We start from the raw sequence: 19,883 nt of genomic DNA, 5'->3' as shown, positions 1-19,883 counted from the left end.
ATGTAATTGAATACAATGATAAACGTCCCCAATATTATTTTAGTCGGCCCAATGGGTGCCGGAAAAACGACTATAGGTCGTTTGCTTTCCCAGTCCCTGGCCAGAGAGTTCTATGACTCTGATAAAGTCATAGAAGAAAATGCTGGGGCTGACATCCCATGGATTTTCGATAAAGAAGGTGAAGAGGGGTTTCGTAAGCGTGAAACCTGCACACTGGCTCATATGCTCAACCATCAGGATGAGCGTATCGTGCTCGCGACGGGTGGGGGCATTGTCATGCGAGATGAAAATCGTAAGCTTCTGCGTGACAGTAATGCGCTGGTGGTTTATCTCTATGCTTCTGTCGCCCAACAATTATATCGTACTTCCAAAAGTAATCATCGACCGCTTTTACAAAATGGTGATCCGAAAGCCACACTGAAAAAACTGTTTCAAGTACGAGACCCTTTGTATCGCGAGGTGGCGAATGTGATTGTAGAAACTGACTCTCGTCATCCAAAATCAGTCGCTAATAAAGCGTTAGATGCGATTAAACGTCATTTAAAAACGGAGAAGACATTTTTCAATGCAAACGTTAACCGTTGAACTGGGTGATCGCCGTTACCCTATTTACATAGGCCATGGTATTCGTCAGCAAAAGGCGCTTTTTGATGCGGCCATTCATGGCAAGCAGGTGATGGTGGTCACGAATGAGACGATCGCCCCACTTTACTTAGATGGGTTGGTTGATTTGTTGTCGCCAGACTATCAAGTGGATACCTGTGTGTTACCCGATGGCGAAGCCTATAAAAATCTAGAGACCTACGCCCGCATTATGACGGCTTTGTTGGAAGCCAAACATAACCGTACCACTACCGTTATTGCTTTAGGTGGTGGCGTTGTTGGCGATATGGCGGGTTTTGCTGCAGCGACCTATCAACGAGGGGTGCCTTTTATTCAAGTGCCTACCACGCTGCTCTCTCAAGTGGATTCGTCTGTGGGCGGGAAAACCGGTGTGAACCATCCGTTGGGCAAAAATATGATAGGGGCTTTTTATCAGCCTCAAGCAGTGATTATTGACATACAGACCTTGGAAACTTTGCCTCCGCGAGAGTTGTCCGCTGGTATGTCAGAAGTCATTAAATATGGATTGATCTGTGATGCCGCATTTTTTGACTGGTTAGAAGCAGAAATTGACGCTTTAATGTCGTTAGATGCGGTTAAAATAACCGAAGCCATTTACCGTTCCTGTGCAGCGAAGGCCAATGTGGTGACGCAAGACGAAAGGGAAGGGGGAATTCGAGCGATCCTAAATCTCGGACATACCTTTGGGCATGCCATTGAAACGCAAATGGGATATGGTCATTGGTTGCATGGGGAAGCGGTGGCAGCAGGCTGTGTCTTAGCCGCCGATTTGTCTTGGCGTATGGGGAAAATCACCGAGCAGGATCTCAGCCGAACTGTAAACTTGTTCCGTGCTGCAAAGCTGCCCGTGTTGCCGCCAAAGGAAATGACTCGTGACCATTTTGTTTCTCACATGGCCTTGGACAAAAAGGTTTTAGACGGTAGTTTGCGTTTAGTATTATTAGAGAAATTCGGGAGTGCGATGGTGACATCGGATTTCCCAATGGATGATTTCAATGCTTGTTTAAGCGACGCCATAGAGGCCAGTCAGTAACTTAGTATCGACTTCCAAAGGACAAATATGTCAGAGCCGAATTTTCAGTTCGATTTAGAAAAAGCCCTTGATCAGCCGCCCAAAACGACGCTGCGGGATCCTTTCGGCTCGAAAGACACCTCTGCCTATTTTGCTAGTGAGGAAGGTAACCAACAGCTTGCGCTTTTGGAGCACCTCAGTCGTTACAGTAATTTGCTATCTGTCGTGCTAGGCCCAAAAGGCAGTGGAAAAAGTCGCTTTTTAATGGAGTTTGCCCGTAATCAGGATGACAGCACTGTTATTAGCGAGGTCAAAGCCACTATGCTAATGACGGCGGGGCAGTTGTTGCAAGCCATTTATAGTGGCTTTTCCAAGTTCATGAAGGAACCGCCAAATGAGGCAACCTTCGGGCCTTTATTGAAATTTTCTCATGATTTGGAATCCCGTGGGCAAAAAGCGCTGGTGCTGATTGATAATGCTCAAGAGCTAAATACCGATGCCATTACCATGTTGCTGGATATGATGTCTTTGGCGACAGAAAATCAATCCGTACCACACGTGGCGTTATTCACGGAACAGTCTCTAGGACGAAACCTGGATGCCTATCAGCGCACGCGTTATGAGCAGCTAAGCCATTCTTTGACAATGACGCCCTATTCCTTGGAGCAGACGAGAGCGTACTTACTACATCGGGTGCGCGCCGTAGGGGGCAATATTAATTTGCCCTTCAATGACAAGCAGATTAAACAAATTCATCATGACTCTGGCGGTTACCCAGGACCCATTAATGAAATAGCTCAAGCCATGATGGGCAATGGTGGCAAGCCACCCAAAAAAGGCCGTTTTAATATCGCCTTGGGGTTTCCCTTGGTTCACATGGCGTTATTGTGTGTGGTGATGTTGGGTATTCTAGTGGCGGTTTTATTTAATGGCTCTGGGGCGGATAAAAACGAGGATGTGTTTACGACGAAAGAGAGCAACGTGATTCCTCTTTCGCCGCCTAAGGTTGCGTCACAACAGAAGACGTCTACGTCAGCCACCATGGCTAAAATTGATGAAATGCAACGTAAAATCGGGGAAGGGAAAATTAGCTTACCGCCCATTCCCGCCGAGCCTAAAGAAGATCAGGTTACATCTGTTCAGCCCTCAATGACGCAGTCTGTGCCGACCGCGCCCATTCGTAATGAAGCACCGCAAGCGAAACCTGCGCCAACGATTGCGCCATCGTCTGAAACGGGAGACTCGACAGTCGCATCCTCTACCCCCGTTCCCGTAGCTGTCTCAAAAGAGAGTGTCGATGTAGACAAAAGTGCAGACCCATTTAATAAAACCCAATGGTGGCTGACGCAAAACCCTAGAGATTACACCTTGCAGTTACTGGGTACCTACAGTCTCAGTACGGTGAAAGATTTTATCAAAGATCAGGGCAGCATCAGTGTGTTTAGTTATTTTAAAACGAAACACAAGGGCCGAGATTGGTATGTGGTGGTATATGGTTTATACAGCAACCGTAGTGAAGCGATTAGTGCCTCTGAGTCTTTGCCAAAAGACTTACGCAAGTTAGATCCTTGGTCGCGAAGTGTACGAGGCATTCAGCAAGACATCAAAAAAGCAGAATAATCTTCTAATGATGACAAGCTTAGTTGAAACGTCTGGGGGAGAGGGGGATACCCTCTTAGTCAGAGGGTTTTTGGCTTGAATGGACGTCTTCCTTCGTCAGTTTCGCGTCTATTTTTTATTCGCTGTCTCAATAAAAAGTGTAAAAAACCATTTTTCTCTGAAAAATCTCAATGAACAGAGGATTTTTCTGTTTGTAAATTCCCCAACCATAGATAATTCTCCTTAGACACTCTAATTCCTGTTAAAGCACTACTAAATAACGCCAAATTAAGCGAAAAAGAGCCGAACATGATTTGAGTCGCGTCTCGTCGCGAGGTAGTATGATTTTCCTTTTAGGCAGATTGGACGCAATAACAATCATTTCGAAGCGCGTTTTGCACCTTAATAAAGCTTCAATAAAGTTCATCTGTCCGACGATTTTTTAATTCAGTTCTATTCAAACTATTTACGTTTCAACTGTGGGAGTTGGTGTATGAATGCAGGCCTTTATCGTCCTGGCGAGTTCAAAGACAACTGTGGCTTTGGCTTAATTGCTCACATGGAAGGCAATACGAGTCATGAATTGCTTAAAACAGCCATTGAGTCTTTGACATGTATGACACACCGTGGAGGTATCGCAGCCGACGGCAAAACTGGCGACGGCTGTGGTCTTCTGATTCAGAAGCCTGACTTGTTTTTACGTGGTGAGGCACAAACCTTATTTGGCCATACTTTGTCTGATCTGTATGGCATTGGCATGGTTTTTCTTGATCAAGACGAAGCGCTTGCCAGTCAGCAACGCGATACGCTAAGTCAAAAGCTGACGGATGAAGGCTTAAATGTCGTGGGTTGGCGCGAAGTGCCAATCGATGCGTCTTGTCTTGGTGTGATCGCCATGGAATGCTTGCCTCGGATCGAGCAAGTGTTTGTTGATAGCAACCGTATGGATGCACGTACCTTCTCAACACGCTTGTTTGTGGCGCGTCGTCAAAGTGAAATGGCGCTCGCGGAATACGAAAACTTCTACATCTGCTCTTTGTCTGACAAAGTGTTGGCCTACAAAGGCTTAATGATGCCAGTGGATTTGCCATTCTTTTATAAAGATTTAGGCAACGAAAAAATGCAAACCTCAATTTGTGTATTCCACCAACGTTTCTCTACCAACACCTTGCCTAAATGGCCATTGGCACAGCCTTTCCGCATGTTGGCGCACAATGGTGAGATCAACACCATCGAAGGCAACCGTAACTGGGCATTGGCACGTAGCAGCAAGTTGCGCACGCCGCTGATTCCTGAGCTACAAGACCTTAAACCTATTGTTAACCTAACGGGTTCCGACTCATCTTCCATGGATAACATGCTGGAGGTCTTGGTTACTGGTGGGGTGGATATTTTCCGTGCGGCTCGTTTGATCATTCCACCTGCATGGCAAAACGTCGAAAACATGGACCCAGAGTTGCGTGCTTTTTACCAGTACAATTCGATGCACATGGATCCTTGGGATGGCCCAGCGGGCTTGGTAATGACAGATGGTCGTCACGCCATCTGTATGCTGGATCGTAATGGTCTGCGCCCTGCACGTTGGGTAGTCACCAAAAATGGCTTTATTACCTTGGCTTCAGAAGTTGGCACCTATGGTTATAAACCAGAAAATGTGGTGTCCAAAGGTCGTGTTGGCCCAGGTCAGATGCTGGTGGTTGATACGCAAACTGGCCAAGTGTTGCATACGGACGATATTGATAATCGTCTTAAGTCGATGCATCCATATAAAAAATGGTTGAAGCAAGAAGCCATTCGTATCGAATCTTTGTTGGAAGAGTCATCCCTTGAGTTTGAACCTTTTACCAAAGACCAAATGTCCACCTATCAGAAGATGTTCCAAGTGTCTTTTGAAGAGCGTGAACAGATTTTCCGTCCTTTAGCTGAGAGCGGTCATGAAGCCGTTGGCTCAATGGGGGACGATACGCCGATGGCGGTCATGTCGAGCCAGACACGTCCTGTAACGGATTATTTCCGTCAGAAGTTTGCTCAGGTGACTAACCCGCCCATTGACCCGCTACGTGAGTCTGTGGTGATGTCGTTGGAGACCTGTATTGGTGTCGAACGTAACTTATTTGAAGAAACGCCTAAACACGCTAACCGTATTATTCTGTCGTCGCCCATTTTATCGGCACGCAAATACAGCCGTTTGTTAGCATTGGATGATCATCGTTTCCGTTTGGTGCGTTTGAGTACCTATTACAATCCAGAAGAGATCTCCCTTGAGCAAGCAATTAAAAACTTGCAACTGAGCGCAGAAGAAGTGGTGCGTAACGGTGCTGTAATAGTCGTTTTGACAGACCGCGATTTGGAAAAAGGTTTATTACCAATTCCTGCCCCCATGGCAGTGGGAGCGGTTCACCATTATTTAACCAAGAAAGGTCTACGCTGCGATTCAAATATCATTGCTGATACGGGGTTTGCTCGTGATCCTCATCAATTCGCGGTGTTATTGGGCTTTGGCGCCACTGCTGTCTACCCTTATCTGTCGTACCGTTTAATCAACGATATGATTGATAAAGGTGAAGTATTGGGCGATCCGATTGCCTGCCACGTGAAATACCGTAAAGGGATTAATAAAGGGTTGATGAAAATCATCTCGAAAATGGGGATCTCAACCATTGCCTCCTACCGTGGCGCACAATTGTTTGAAGCGGTGGGGTTGGATGACAAGGTCGTTGATCTGTGTTTCAAAGGCGTTCCTAGTCGTATTAAGGGCGCACGTTTTGAGGACTTCCAGAAAGATCAGCAGAAGATCGCCAATAATGCTTGGAAGATGCGTAAACCTATCCAACAGGGGGGCTACTTAAAATACGTCCACGAAGCCGAGTATCACGCGTTTAACCCAGATGTGGTACGTAATCTGCAGGTAGCGGTGGGCAGTGGTCGTTTTGAGGACTTCACCAAATACACCGAACTGGTGAACAACCGTCCAGCATCCATGTTGCGTGATTTGTTTACCATTTCTGATAAAGCCAAGCCAATCGCCCTTGATGAAGTGGAATCGATTGAAGAGATTTTGCCTCGTTTTGACTCGGCTGGTATGTCTTTAGGGGCCTTATCTCCTGAGGCACACGAAGCCTTAGCACAGGCGATGAACGAATTAGGTTGTCGCTCTAACTCTGGCGAGGGTGGGGAAGATCCCGCTCGTCATGGGACAGAACGTCGTTCTAAGATTAAGCAGATTGCCTCTGGTCGTTTCGGTGTGACACCAGAATACCTGGTAAACGCAGAAGTGCTGCAGATTAAAGTGGCGCAAGGTGCCAAACCGGGGGAAGGTGGTCAGCTGCCAGGTGGTAAAGTAAATGGCTTAATTGCTCGTTTGCGTTATGCGGTACCGGGCGTGACCTTGATTTCTCCGCCACCCCATCATGACATTTACTCTATCGAGGATTTGGCTCAGCTTATTTTCGACTTGAAACAAGTCAACCCAGATGCTTTGGTCTCAGTGAAGCTGGTTTCCGAACCGGGTGTGGGGACGATTGCTGCTGGTGTTGCCAAAGCGTATGCCGATTTGATCACCATTTCTGGTTACGACGGTGGTACGGCGGCATCGCCAATTACTTCGATTCGCCATGCGGGGTCGCCTTGGGAGTTAGGTCTAGCCGAAGCACAGCAAGCGCTGCGCTCTAACGACCTGCGTGGCAAAATTCGGCTACAAACAGATGGCGGCCTAAAAACTGGCCTAGACGTTGTGAAAGCGGCCATTTTGGGGGCTGAGAGCTTTGGTTTTGGTACCACGCCAATGATTGCGATGGGCTGTAAATTCTTGCGTATCTGTCACTTGAATAACTGTGCGACAGGGGTGGCGACTCAGGATCAAATGTTACGAGACGAGCACTTTATTGGCACAGTTGACATGTTGAAGAATTTCTTCCGTTTTATGGCTGAAGATACTCGTCAATGGTTGGCGAAGCTGGGTGTAGCAAGTCTGCAAGATTTGATTGGACGTACGGATCTACTGGCCATTTTGCCGGGCGAAACGGATAAGCAGCATAATTTGGATCTGTCACCGATTTTACAAAATGACCTGATCTCGGCGGAAAAAGTGCAATATTGCCAGACGCCGTTTAACCCACCCCATGATAAAGGCCTATTGGCGCTCAAAATGTGGGAGACGGTAAAAGACGCAGTAGAAGAAAAAGAAGGCGGTGAGTTTACTTTTGATGTGACAAACTGTGATCGCTCTATCGGTGCTCGTTTATCAGGTGAAATTGCTAAACGTTATGGCAACCAAGGCATGTCTGATGCACCATTAACCTTGAAATTAACCGGAACCGCAGGCCAGAGCTTTGGCGTGTGGAATGCGGGTGGTTTGAATATGTACCTTGAAGGCGATGCTAACGATTATGTTGGTAAAGGCATGACGGGTGGTAAGCTGGTGATTCGTCCACCAAAAGGCTCGATGTTCAAATCGCAACAATCGGCCATTATTGGTAACACCTGTTTGTACGGTGCAACGGGCGGTAAATTGTTTGCGGCTGGTACAGCGGGTGAGCGTTTTGGGGTTCGTAATTCAGGGGCCTATGCAGTCATCGAAGGTGCTGGAGACCACTGTTGTGAGTACATGACAGGCGGCTTGGTAACGGTACTAGGGGATACAGGGTACAACTTTGGTGCGGGGATGACGGGCGGTTTCGCCTATGTTCTCGACTTAGATCGTACCTTTGTCGATAAGTACAACCATGAATTGGTGGAAATCCAACGGGTAGGTACCGAGATTACTGAAGAATATCGTTCGCATCTTCGTAGTGTTATTGAAGAATATGTGCGTGAAACAGGCAGCGAATGGGGCCAAGAAATCCTAGAGAACTTCTATGACTACATTGGTAAGTTCTGGCTAGTGAAACCAAAAGCCGCCAGTTTAGGGGCCCTTTTGGCGAATACTCGTCAACGTCCGGAATAAAACACGCTGTTGGTTGGGGTGTCTTGGACACCGTATATGAATCAGTTTGACCCATTTGAAGAACAGTGCCGCTTGCAAGCAAGCGGCCACAGGAGATAGCAGCTTATGTCTGAGCGCTTGAACAACGCATTTCAATTCGTCGAGGTAGACCGTAAGGATCCGAAGAAGAAGCCTTTAATCACTCGGAAGTCTCAGTTCGTCGAAATTTATCGACCCTTTGAAGAGTCTAATGCAAAGGATCAATCTCATCGTTGCCTAGAGTGTGGTAACCCCTATTGCGAATGGAAGTGTCCGGTTCACAACTACATTCCAAACTGGCTGAAACTGGTCAGTGAAGGCAGCATCATTGAAGCGGCGGAGCTTAGCCATCAAACCAACTCTTTGCCTGAGGTGTGTGGCCGTGTGTGTCCGCAAGACCGTTTGTGTGAAGGGGCCTGTACTTTAGGGGAAGGCGGTTTTGGCGCGGTAACCATTGGCTCAGTCGAAAAGTACATTACCGACACCGCATTTGCTTTAGGCTGGCGTCCGGATATGTCTCATGTGGTGCCAGTGAACAAAACCGTTGCCATTGTTGGTGCGGGCCCTGCGGGATTAGCCTGTGCGGATGTGTTGGTTCGTAACGGCATTAAGCCCGTCGTGTTTGATAAGCGTCCGGAAATCGGTGGCTTGCTGACCTTTGGTATTCCAGAGTTCAAACTGGAAAAAAGTGTCATGACTCGTCGTCGCGAAATTTTTGAAGAAATGGGCGTCGAGTTTGTACTGGAGACGTCCGTTGGTGAAGATGTGCCGTTTGATCATGTATTAGAAGAATATGATGCAGTTTTCCTTGGCATGGGTACCTATAAATACATGAAAGGGGGCTTCCCTGGAGAAGACCTTCCCGGCGTTTATGATGCTTTGGATTACCTGATTTCTAACGTCAATCATTGTCTTGATTTTGAAGAAAGTGAAGACGATTACATCAACCTAAAAGGTAAGCAGGTGGTTGTCTTGGGCGGGGGGGATACCGCGATGGACTGTAACCGTACGGCGATTCGTCAAGGAGTGAAAAGTGTAACCTGTGCCTACCGTCGTGACGAAGAAAGCATGCCAGGATCCCGTCGCGAGGTGAAAAACGCCCGTGAAGAGGGCGTGCAATTTGTCTTCAATCGTCAGCCTGTTGAAATCATCGGCGATGGCAAAGTGGAAGGGGTGAAAGTCGTTGAGACTCAAATGGGCGAGCCAGATGAAAATGGTCGTCGAGTCGCAGAAGTGATCGAAGGCAGTGAACAGATTATTCCTGCGGATGCGGTCTTGATTGCCTTTGGTTTCCAAGCCAGCCCCGCGCCTTGGTTTGAAACTTTTGGCATTGAGACGGATTCACGTGGTCGTGTGGTAGCACCGAAAAAAGGCGCCTTTATGTACCAAACAACCAATGAGAAAATCTTTGCTGGTGGTGATATGGTGCGCGGTTCGGATTTGGTGGTTACCGCCATTGATGAAGGTCGTAAAGCCGCTGAAGGCATCATGGATTTTCTCGACGTATAAGCTGTTTCCATCTATCTCATACCTCTAGGTGGATCAGAGTAACGATAAAGCCTCTCCAGATTGGGAGAGGCTTTTTTAATGTCTAGAAAGTGGGGCGAAGTAAGCTCTGTTCCGTGTCTTGATCAAACAAATGGACGTTTGTTAGATCAAGGGTGAGTGCTTGAGGGCTGTTAATTTGAATATGCTCTAGGCCCTCCAGCCCCATTCGCGAGATCCACTCTTGTCCTAACCATTCAAAGTAGAGATATTGCTCATTCCCCATGGCTTCTACCACGCTAATGACCACATCGATGGTGTTATCATGCCTCGCTTCTGTTTTTGCCTGACGAATGTGCTCAGGACGAATACCCAGCCAAACAGGCTGAGAACTGTCTACGGTCAAACGTGTCGTCAACACATCCGGTAAGCGCCATGAGAGGGAGCCAATCGTAATAAACCAATGTTGGTCTTTACGCTCTAGCATGGCTTTGGCCAAATTCATTGCCGGTGAGCCGATGAACCCCGCCACAAACTTATTCGCAGGGTAATGATACAAATGCATGGGTTTATCCACTTGCATGATTTTGCCCGCATTGAGTACACAAATTCGGTCTCCTAAGGTCATGGCTTCCACTTGATCATGAGTGACGTAAATCATCGTGGCCTGTTGTCCAGAGGCTTTTAGGTCTTGATGTAATTTGGCGATACCAATACGAGTGGATACACGTAGTTTAGCGTCCAAATTAGACAGAGGTTCATCAAACAAAAAAACATCCGGTTTGCGAACGATGGCTCTGCCCAATGCGACACGTTGGCGTTGACCTCCCGACATTTCATTAGGCTTTTGCTGTAATAAATTGGTGATTTCTAAGCTTTGTGCCGCTTGATTAATACGCGCTTGTATTTCTTCTTTAGGCAATTTGAGCTGCTTTAATCCAAAGGCCATATTCTCATAAGCAGACATATGTGGGTAAAGGGCATAGTTCTGAAACACCATGGCAATACCACGGTCTTTCGGAGGTAAGTGGTTAACTTGCTTGTCGCCAATACTGAGCTTTCCTGAGCTGATGTCTTCAAGGCCTGCAATCATTCTAAGAGTGGTTGATTTAGCGCAACCCGATGGACCCACCAGTACCATAAATTCGCCATCTTGAACGTGCAGATCGATACCATGAACGGCTTGAAAGCCATTTGGGTAGGTTTTTTCTATTTGATTGAGCGTGACAGCTGCCATGTCAATTTCCCGTGTACGATTAAGACCAAAATAGGATGTTGTTTGTCTCAGACATCTAAAACAGACTGATGGTGTTAGCTAGGTTGAGATCTGACCAGTAAGAGGCCGTCGGCTGGTGGAAACAGGGACGGTTACCGTTGTAAACGGCATTGATGACGCCATCAATGTCGCCTTGCCCGTCATGCTTCTCTCGGTTTCGACGACGGATATCCACTCGTACCCAAGCATAATCTTCCATAGACACTTGGATGCTTTGTGCCTGAGTGGTGAGATCATGTTCTGCGATGAGGTCGCCATCAGCAATCCATTGGCCATAAAACTCATGGTCTTGGTTATCGACAGAAATTTGCCAGGTCACTAGCCCATTGCCCACATCGTCACCGGGGAACACGTTACCTTGGTTGATGGCGACATGCAGTTTGCAGGTGCGCTCAAAATACACGTGCCCGGCTTGAATGCCAGACAAAATGGACTCGCCATTTAAGGTGTTTGCCCAAACATAGGTGGCTGGGTCACCATAGATAGAAGGCTCAGTCGCTTTGGGGTTACGTTGTTCCGGAGTGAGATGGCTGTCGCTGCCGCCTACGGCGGTCACACGATGCCCTGCATTCCATAAAAGCGTTAACAACGCCAAGGCTTTTTCTGTGGCTTGGGGGGAGGTCGACCAAGTGGGGTCACAACATATTTCTAAGGAGGTAATCGCCCTTAAAGGGAGACGATCGTAATGCCAGTGCCAGGGCAACATCATTGGATGGTTGATGCTTAAGTTGCCCCGTTGCTCTTTGATGGCAACGGCTTGATCCAACAAGGCGCTACTGGTGATGTCAGAATCCAGCATGTCCAAGGTTCTGGCGGGGCTATGAATATTGCAATGTCCTAAATCTGTAGTGATTTCCATTGCCGGTAAAATAAGACACTCTGGGTCTTCAGGTAATTGACCATGGCACATGTTGTGCTCAGTGATAAAGAGAAAGTCGAGTTTTTGAGATTTGGCGATGGGCAGAACAGCCTCTAAAGGGTTTTGTCCATCAGACAAGTTAGTATGAGCGTGTAAGTCTCCCCGATACCAACGAGATTCAGACGACAAGCTACGTTGCATATCGAAGTGAATGTGTTGGTCGCCCTTGAGCGATTCGACACCAACAAAGGCATTGTCTATTGGCGCATCAAAAGTTATGTCTAGGCTGTATTGCATGGGTTTAAGTTGTCGAAACTCGCCTTCTACGTTAACAAACTCCAAACGCCAAGTGCCCGTTGGTAATTCGCCTTTAATCGCCCCGACACTCGCTTGTGTTTCGCTCATGGCCAATCGTTTGTGTCTTTTTTCTAATAAGACATTGGCCCGTAATGCCCCATTGGGATCAATAACCAATAGGTAAAGAAAGCCGCGCTTAACAGTCGAACCTTCAATAGTGAGTGTCGAGATGGGGTCACTGACGGTGAAGGTTTGCGTGTGATGTCCGAAGCTCACTTCATCAGAGAATTGTAGCATGATTTATCTCCCGAGAATCGGCAGGCCAGAGGCCTGCCTGATCCGACTATTGTTGGCGATTAGCACGATCTAAAGCGCGTTGTGCCGTTCTGGCTGCCTGTTTGAGTGCGGTTGCCGCTGGAATGTTTTGAATTTCCACTTGATCGGCTGCGACTCTCAGCGCGTCTATAATCTTACCCTTGGTTGGATCGGTAAAAAGAGGAGTGGCCAATTTTGTTTGCTCTAACGGTACCAACGCTTGGGGATGATCTTTCACAAACGCTTGGTAATCAGCATCTTTTTCTGCGCTTTTACGAACGGGAATATAACCTGTATACATAGACCAAGCGGCGGTGTTTTTGGCATCGGTATAAAAGGCCATAAAGGCGAAAGCCCCTTTGGCTTTGGCTTTACTGGTGCCCTTAGGAATTTGTAATACTAATGCACTGGCTTCTGGTGCCGCAGGGTGATTGCCCCAACCAGGTTGAATGGTTGCCGCCAGTTTGGTGAAGTCTAAATCCCCTTGGTCGCCAGATGACCCGGTGTATCCTAATGCTCTGTCTTTCATCACATCGTCAATGGTTTTATACCAATATTCCCAGCCTTGACCGCCATTATGGATGCGCATGATGTTATCTTTGTGTATCCATTTTCGGAAGCTGTCCCATACGGTAATCCATTGCGGGGAGTCGAAAAGGATTTTTTTACCATCTTTACTAATCACACGGCCTCCATTGGAATAAGCTGCATCCATGAGGTTACCCGCGCCCCACATCGGCTCCCAGCCGTAGAAGGTCACTTGTCCATCGCTGTTTTTTTGTGTGACGGCTTTAGCAACTTTCGCCAGACCCTGCCAAGTTGACAGATCTTTTTTAGTGAAACCATATTTGGCTAAGATGTTTTTGTTGTAGTACAAAATTTGCGTGGTGCCGTAAGCGGGCAAGCCGAAGACCATACCATCTTTGTCTGTTACCTGCTTACGAAAGGCGCCCAAAAAATCATCCCAGTGAAAAGACGGTGTCATTAATGGGCGTAAATCTTCTACTAAATGACGATCGTTCATGATTTTGGCACGGTCGCCACCTAATAGCGTCAAGGCTGGTGCGGTACCAGAAGCAAGCCCCGCTTGCAGTTTTTGATAGGTCTCCGTGTAATTGCCTTGCAGAGACGGAACAATAGTGTATTGATCTTGGCTTTGGTTAAACTCCTTGATCAATTTTTTCATCATGATTTGTGGTTTGGTGCCGCCAGAATACCAAAATTCCACCGTTGTTTTGGCTTGTGCCATTTGGCTTACTAATAACGATGAGGCGATCAACGCGGAGCCAATCCAAGTTACTGTATTTCGAATCATAAAAGTCACTCTTTAATGCCATTATCGGCGATGCCAGACAGGATGATTTTTTGGCTGATCATGAACAGAATCAGCAGTGGAACAACGGCGATGGTGCTTGCCGCCATGATATGAGACCAGTTCAACCCGTAGTTCCCTTGCGCAATAAAAAATTGGCGTATTCCTGTCGCGATGAGGTTCTTATCCGCAGTATTGATGACCAAACTGGGCCACATATAACTATTGTAATTGGTGATAAAAGTGATCAGACCTAAGGTCGTTAGCGCCGCTTTGCACTGGGGAAGAACAATGGCCCAGAGGATTTTCAGCTCGCTCGCACCATCGATTCGAGCCGCTTCGATTAGCGATGGATGGATTTTAAGAAACACCTGACGAAGATAGAACACACCGAAAACACTGGCAGCGTTTGAGAGTATTAACCCAGCATGGGTGTCCAATAAGTCCAGTTTGGCGAGCACAATATAAGACGGCACATAGGTGACCGCCGCAGGCAGCATATAGCTGGCCATCACTAAGCTAAACATGGCGGTTTTACCTCGGAAGGTAAATCGCGTTAGGGCGTAGGCAAACAACGAGGAATTGGCGAGTACCAACAAAGTAGTAAAGAGCGCGACCTCGAAACTGTTAAAAATATACAAGCCAAAGGGAGCGCTTTGCATGGTCTCAACAAAATTGTACCAATGAAAATGCTGGGGGAGCAGTTCGAGAGGATTGGAAAAAATCTCATCATTGGTCTTGAGTGAACCAAAAAACATCCACAGAAAAGGAAACACCATAAAAAGACCGCAGGCCGACAAAAATAGGTACTTTGTGGCTTGTTGGACGTGCTTTAGCGTCAGCCAAGGTGTTTTGTGGCTTAAGTGAATTTGCTGAGTGTTTTCTTGAATTGATGTCGTCACAAGAATGCCCTTTAATAATAAACCCAACGTTTACCAATCCAGACGTTCAGAGAGGTCAATAACGCAGTAATAAGGAAGATGATGACCGCTGTGGCCGTGGCTGATCCCATGTCATATTGTTGGAAAGCCAACTGATAGAACCAGTAAAGTAGGGTTCTCGTTTCACCACCAGGCCCGCCTTGGGTTAATATCTGGAATTGGTCAAAGGCTTGTATAGCGTTGATAATATTGACGATTAATAGGAAAAACGTGGTTGGTGACACAAGGGGGAGCGTGATTTTTAGAAAGCGGGTCCAAGCTGAACAACCGTCGATTAACGAGGCTTCATAAATGCTTGAAGGAATCTTGTTAAGGGCGCTGATAAAAAACAGCATGGTCCAGCCAACGGCTTGCCAAATGGTTACTAATACCACAACAAACATGGCCGTATTGCCGTGTTCAAACCAACTCACAGAAGGAACACCTATTAGCCCTAATAGTTCATTAGCAAGGCCATGTTTGCTATCAAACACCCAAGACCAAACAATGGAAACCGCCACGGTAGGGGTGATCCAAGGTGAAAAAATAATGGCGCGAAAGAAACTACTGCCCGCGAAGCGCTTTTGCAAAAGCAGAGCAAACCCTAAACCGATGGCAACGGTGGGAATCACCACGGCTAAGGAAAAAACAAGAGTATTGTTAAGGGCTTGAAGGAATTGGCTATCATCAAGCATATAACGGTAGTTATCCATCCCCACCCAATCGTAGGTGGGAGAGATGTAATCCCAGTCCGTAAAACTGATGTAGATGCTGCAAATAAAAGGCAATACCCAAAATAAAAGCAAAGGCAGTAACAGCGGGGAAAGGAAAAAAAACAACTGCCAATACTGTCTCATTTTATTATTCACGCTCAGCATACAACCTGCCTATACTTTGTTTGGCACTATCCTAGAGTGTGTTTATGACAGTTAGATGTTTTACGAGGGGATTTTTTTTGTTTATTTTTTAATCATGTGGCACTATTAGAGGGATAAACTATAGCGTTGTGTATTGGAATTAGGGACGATTTTTATGACGATCCAAACCCCTTGTGTTCGACAATGTTGCTTAAATGACAAGGATATCTGTATTGGCTGCCACCGATCCTTACAGGATATTTTAGATTGGCACACCGTAGATGATACGAACAGGCGACGTATTCTAGAGAGAGCAGAGAATCGCAAACAACACCAACCCATTTTAGAGTTTGATGCGAACAAATTAAAACATCTAAAAACCCTTTAAGTGCGTATGAACTCGACACACATGACAAAAGGGCCAAGTATGTTTTCTTTTCTCAAGTTCGACCCCATCAAAAAACTCGATAAAGAGTATGGCGTATTGTTGGAAAAGGCCATGCAAGCCCAACGTGGCGGCGACATCAAACGTTATTCAGAACTCACTGAACAGGCGGAAGCCTTAAAAGCCAAGATAGATGAGGCGAAATCTGCGTAACTAGATGGAATAAAAAAACACGGTGTCATGTGAATGATGCCGTGTTTTTTTATGGCATTTTTTTATTTTTAAGCCGCGCTGATAGCGTCTGATCGGGTGGGGTTTACCAAGGCATTATGCCATTTGATGATCCTTCTGACTCTGAGAGGAAGCAACCCGTTGGACCATCTTCGGGAAGCGTTGCTGCATAGCTTATAAATTTCGCGGCCTTAGCTGGGTCATGTAATCCCTGAAAGCCATTAAAGGCTGTTTTGACAAAGCCTGGATCAACAAGGTTAACTTTACACCTCGTTGATTTAAGTTTGGCGGCGAGTGCCACACAATAAGCATTAAGTGCCGTTTTAGAGGGAAAGTAAGCCTCACTTTTGTATTGAGCAAACAACCAGTCTGGGTCGCTTTGATTCGTAAGTGATCCAAGTCCACTGCTAATATGGACAATACGTGGCGCCTCAGACTGTAGCAACAAGGGAAGAAAAGCACGTGTGACGCTTATCACGCCAAAAACATTGGTTTCAAAAACGCGTTTAATTTCTTCAATGGAGACGCTTCCATCTGAGTTGACGTTACCCAGAATCCCCGCGTTATTGATGAGCGCATCTAGGCTATTTGACTGCTTTAGCACCTTTTCTACCGCTAAATCAATTGATGCCTGATCGGTAACGTCTAATAGGACACAGGAGGCATTTTCAATCCCTTCCGATTTTAGCGTTTCTACGGCGAATGCTCCGGCATCTGGGTTACGGCATGCCAAGTAAACATAATATCCTTGATGAGCCAAATGCTTCGCTGTTGCCAACCCTATTCCCTGATTTGCGCCAGTGATTAATACCCTCTTCATTACGACACCTCTTGATACATTTGTAATAGAGGTAGTGTAGAAAAGCGGGCGGACATGACACAGAGACAGATCGTTGTACTAGCTAGACATATCGTTAAATTTCACTAAAAAGTCTGTAATCGATTGCCCTGTTTGCTTACGGAAAAAACGAGAAAGGTAGTTTTCATCGGCAAAGCCTAGCCGTACCGCTAGCTCTTTTACCGATAGATTAGAGTAAATCAGTAGACGTTGAGCTTCTAAAACAACTCGGCGATTAAGGTATTCTTTCGGTGATACTCCAGCCCATTCTTTTACCAGCTGATATAGGCTGGTATCACTCAGTGCAAGGGCCTTTGCTATTTCAGAAATGGCAGGTTGTGCGATGAACTCGCTTTCAATCAGGGTTTGGAACTGAAGGAATGATTGAACCTGTCGTTTCTTGGGTTCCTTTTCAACGTTAGAAAAATAAGCATGCTCTAATTCCTGTAACACCGAATTTAAATACGCCATTCTGATAGTTAAAGGAGCGGCTGTTTGGATAGCGGTGCGCAAGAGCATTAATGCATCATTCATTCGTTGCCATGCCTGCGTTGACATAGCCACTTTTTGCTCATTCAGCGGATCCAACCAAAAACGGCAAGGGCTAGGTAATAGGCCATAGATTTCTTCATTGAAAATAACTTTGTAGTATTCTGCTTTGTTTTTACTGCTTGGGGGAATGCGAATTTGCCCCGGCTTGATGAATAGCACTTGCCCTGCCGATACCGTGATATTTTTTAAATCCACGCAATAATGAACAAGGCTGTCATTGACGAACATTAGAAAATAGTTGGCACTGGTATGGGGTTTTAAAAGTTTCTGAATCATCTCTTCTGTCAATGGCGAGTCTAGATGAGACCACAGGCTAATGCCTGAACTTTCAAATGAAACGTGATCATATAAGGGCGTCGTCATCGTCGCTCGAAATAGAAGATAGTGTGTTTGAAAAGATAAAATGCTTTATGTTCAGCTGGTATCATTCATTATTATGTCGCGGCGTGCAAGTTCAACTGCGCAGCGGAGACATCAACCTGTATTCACCATTTACAGAGCCGCTTTGATAAAAGGCAGTACTTCTTTTGAGATACTGCCTTTTGAGTCTTAAAAAATAGCCTGAGAGGCTATTTATTCCGTTATTATGCTGTAGCGTTTTTTGGTGGACGAATCAGCGCCAAGCTTTCTTCCGCAAAACCAGTACCTGCTTCGGTGTAGAAGTTGAAGACATTATTGATGCCGCTGTTGATAAGAATCTCTCTTTCGTCTTGGTAACGGGCAATGGCGGCGATTTGCCCAGTGTAGTTGGCTTTACGTAGTTGTATGGCGACATTGGTGGTGTCTTCTGCTGCTGGCAGAGCTAACAAAACAAGGTGAATGCGCGAGGTGTCTAAACGTTCCCATAAATCGGCGTCTTCCCCATCGCCATAGAAGACATTTTCTTGTGCGTCTTGCATCTGGTTAATCCGATTACGATCCGCATCCATACCTGCCACCGTGTCTCCCACCAGTCCTTTTAACGAATCGAAGGCGCCGCGTCCGACTCGGCCTAAGCCGACCACTAGAATTTCGGCATTGGGAGGCTGAATGAAACGATCCTCAGGTAAGCAATCTGCACTTTCAAAGCGGCGAATGGTCTCTTTATTCTTACGATAGACGCGGTGCACGTTGCGATAGAGTACGCTGGTGATCACAAAGGAGAACGACACAGCAAGCGCCAATACTACCAACCATTCTTTGGCCAGCCAGCCATTCGCCACACTCAGTGCCACGACAATTAAGCCAAATTCACTGTAGTTAGATAGGACGACAGACGACAAGAAGGCCGTCCGACTGCGTAATTTGAGTTTGGTAAACACGCCAAAAAAGAGGGCGAATTTGGCGAGAATGATCAGGGTAATAATCAAGCTCATGGCGACCATGCTCAAACTCGGCAATGCGGTAAAACCGATGGATAAGAAAAAGCCGATAAGAAACAAGTCTTTAAAATTCATCAGCGATTTATTCATTTCAGAGGCTTTAGGGTGTGATGCGAGCAGTACCCCCATAATTAACGCTCCTAAATCCCCTTTAACGCCGACTAGGTAAAAGAGTTCGTAGCCGCCTAACGCAAGAAACAGTCCTGTTAAGGGGAGCATTTCACCGTGCCCCGCTTTATCGACAATTTTGTTGATCAGCGGACGGATCAGCAATAAGCCAAATAACCCCAGAGCCCAAATCGAGGGAATTTTTCCCGTTGCTACGACTAAGAAGACCACCGCGACGATGTCTTGCATAACCAAGATACCAAGGGACAATTGACCGTGACGCGTTTTTAACTCGCTGCTTTCTTCTAGCAGTTTGATTACACATACGGTGCTTGAGAAGCTGAGTGCGAAGCCAAGCAAGGCAGCTGTTTTGAAATCGAGTATATGAAAGTAAGGTAAACTCAGAATACCGAGTAGCAGAGCGATGCCTGCAAAGAGTACCGACCATATTCCCATATGAGCCAAGGTAGAGGCCCATACTTCGCGCTTTAATAAATCTTTTACATGGAGTTTTAAGCCAATGCTAAACAGCATCAAGGTAATCCCCAAACTGGCGAGAGAGTCCAAAATACTGCTCGGTTGCATACCAAGATAATTTAATAAAAAGCCCGCTAGCAAAAAGCCAATAAGGGGTGGCAAGTTAATCATTTTAACGGCCAGACCACAGACAAAAGCGAATAAAATCCAAGTAAATTCCATAGTGTCCTTCTACTAAATGGGAGAATAAAACAGATCGAAAAAGCGCGCCTACATGATACGAAATATCCTTTCAAAGCTCATTAGGTAAAGCGTTGTTTTATGTAGACCCCATTGAATTTTCCATCATAAACAGTAATGCATACCAAAAATGGTATATCAAGTGACCTATATTCTATTTGATTGGTATGCG

15 protein-coding genes are annotated in these 19,883 nt (G+C 46.3%); 7 read left to right on the top strand and 8 right to left on the bottom strand.

Annotation, left to right across the window (positions count from 1 at the left end; translation table 11 throughout):
* Positions 1-15: 15 nt before the first annotated feature.
* From AC0VYI_RS23175 to AC0VYI_RS23155, 5 genes are all read left to right on the top strand, one after another.
* Entirely contained in the window at positions 16-585 is a 570-nt protein-coding gene (locus AC0VYI_RS23175) for a shikimate kinase (protein WP_199476248.1), read from the top strand.
* Positions 566-1,657, top strand: coding sequence for a 3-dehydroquinate synthase (gene aroB / locus AC0VYI_RS23170; RefSeq protein ID WP_475445897.1), 1,092 nt, complete (start codon positions 566-568; stop codon positions 1,655-1,657). Before AC0VYI_RS23175 ends, aroB begins: the two co-directional genes overlap by 20 nt.
* Positions 1,658-1,684: 27 nt before the next feature.
* A complete protein-coding gene (locus AC0VYI_RS23165) occupies positions 1,685-3,256 on the top strand; it encodes an AAA family ATPase (RefSeq protein WP_475445895.1) in 1,572 nt (523 codons plus the stop codon).
* Positions 3,257-3,728: 472 nt separating this feature from the next.
* Complete coding sequence (gene gltB / locus AC0VYI_RS23160; protein WP_475445894.1) at positions 3,729-8,180, top strand: glutamate synthase large subunit; 4,452 nt, start codon at positions 3,729-3,731, stop codon at positions 8,178-8,180.
* Between the two features lie 105 nt (positions 8,181-8,285).
* Entirely contained in the window at positions 8,286-9,707 is a 1,422-nt protein-coding gene (locus AC0VYI_RS23155; RefSeq protein WP_475445893.1) for an FAD-dependent oxidoreductase, read from the top strand.
* A gap of 82 nt (positions 9,708-9,789) precedes the next feature.
* On the opposite strand, the gene AC0VYI_RS23150 is transcribed toward AC0VYI_RS23155, so the two are convergent.
* From AC0VYI_RS23150 to AC0VYI_RS23130, 5 genes are read right to left on the bottom strand one after another with little or no spacing between them, the layout of a single operon-like run.
* Positions 9,790-10,920, bottom strand: coding sequence for an ABC transporter ATP-binding protein (locus tag AC0VYI_RS23150; RefSeq protein ID WP_199476253.1), 1,131 nt, complete (start codon positions 10,918-10,920; stop codon positions 9,790-9,792).
* Positions 10,921-10,975: 55 nt separating this feature from the next.
* The gene (locus AC0VYI_RS23145; protein ID WP_475445891.1) at positions 10,976-12,412 is read right to left on the bottom strand and encodes a CehA/McbA family metallohydrolase; all 1,437 of its coding nucleotides are present in this window, start codon (positions 12,410-12,412) and stop codon (positions 10,976-10,978) included.
* A gap of 46 nt (positions 12,413-12,458) precedes the next feature.
* Positions 12,459-13,745 (bottom strand): extracellular solute-binding protein, encoded by a 1,287-nt coding sequence (locus AC0VYI_RS23140; protein WP_475445889.1) that lies wholly within the window; start codon positions 13,743-13,745, stop codon positions 12,459-12,461.
* A 5-nt stretch (positions 13,746-13,750) separates the two neighbouring features.
* Complete coding sequence (locus tag AC0VYI_RS23135; protein WP_475445887.1) at positions 13,751-14,644, bottom strand: carbohydrate ABC transporter permease; 894 nt, start codon at positions 14,642-14,644, stop codon at positions 13,751-13,753.
* Between the two features lie 11 nt (positions 14,645-14,655).
* Positions 14,656-15,540: a carbohydrate ABC transporter permease gene (locus AC0VYI_RS23130; protein ID WP_199476257.1), complete on the bottom strand. Its 885-nt coding sequence runs from the start codon at positions 15,538-15,540 to the stop codon at positions 14,656-14,658.
* 154 nt (positions 15,541-15,694) lie between these two features.
* On the opposite strand from AC0VYI_RS23130, the gene AC0VYI_RS23125 reads away from it, so the two are divergent.
* Positions 15,695-15,907 carry a DUF1289 domain-containing protein gene (locus AC0VYI_RS23125; RefSeq protein WP_199476258.1) on the top strand — a complete coding sequence of 71 codons (213 nt, stop codon included), beginning with the start codon at positions 15,695-15,697 and terminating at the stop codon, positions 15,905-15,907.
* A 39-nt stretch (positions 15,908-15,946) separates the two neighbouring features.
* Positions 15,947-16,117, top strand: coding sequence for a DUF6435 family protein (locus AC0VYI_RS23120; RefSeq protein ID WP_475445885.1), 171 nt, complete (start codon positions 15,947-15,949; stop codon positions 16,115-16,117).
* A gap of 103 nt (positions 16,118-16,220) precedes the next feature.
* Here AC0VYI_RS23120 and AC0VYI_RS23115 read toward each other — a convergent pair whose 3' ends face one another.
* From AC0VYI_RS23115 to AC0VYI_RS23105, 3 genes are all read right to left on the bottom strand, one after another.
* Positions 16,221-16,955 carry an SDR family oxidoreductase gene (locus AC0VYI_RS23115; protein WP_475445883.1) on the bottom strand — a complete coding sequence of 245 codons (735 nt, stop codon included), beginning with the start codon at positions 16,953-16,955 and terminating at the stop codon, positions 16,221-16,223.
* Positions 16,956-17,033: 78 nt separating this feature from the next.
* Positions 17,034-17,888, bottom strand: a complete 855-nt coding sequence (locus AC0VYI_RS23110; protein WP_475445882.1) for a helix-turn-helix domain-containing protein — start codon at positions 17,886-17,888, stop codon at positions 17,034-17,036.
* A gap of 221 nt (positions 17,889-18,109) precedes the next feature.
* Positions 18,110-19,693 carry a cation:proton antiporter domain-containing protein gene (locus AC0VYI_RS23105; protein ID WP_475445880.1) on the bottom strand — a complete coding sequence of 528 codons (1,584 nt, stop codon included), beginning with the start codon at positions 19,691-19,693 and terminating at the stop codon, positions 18,110-18,112.
* Positions 19,694-19,883: the final 190 nt, after the last annotated feature.

The sequence above is a fragment of the Marinomonas sp. 63XJN7_9_ISO-PGPR-S23-217 genome (assembly GCF_056173515.1).
Note: the sequence above shows the minus strand (reverse complement) of the source record. Positions and strands in the feature narration are given on the sequence as shown.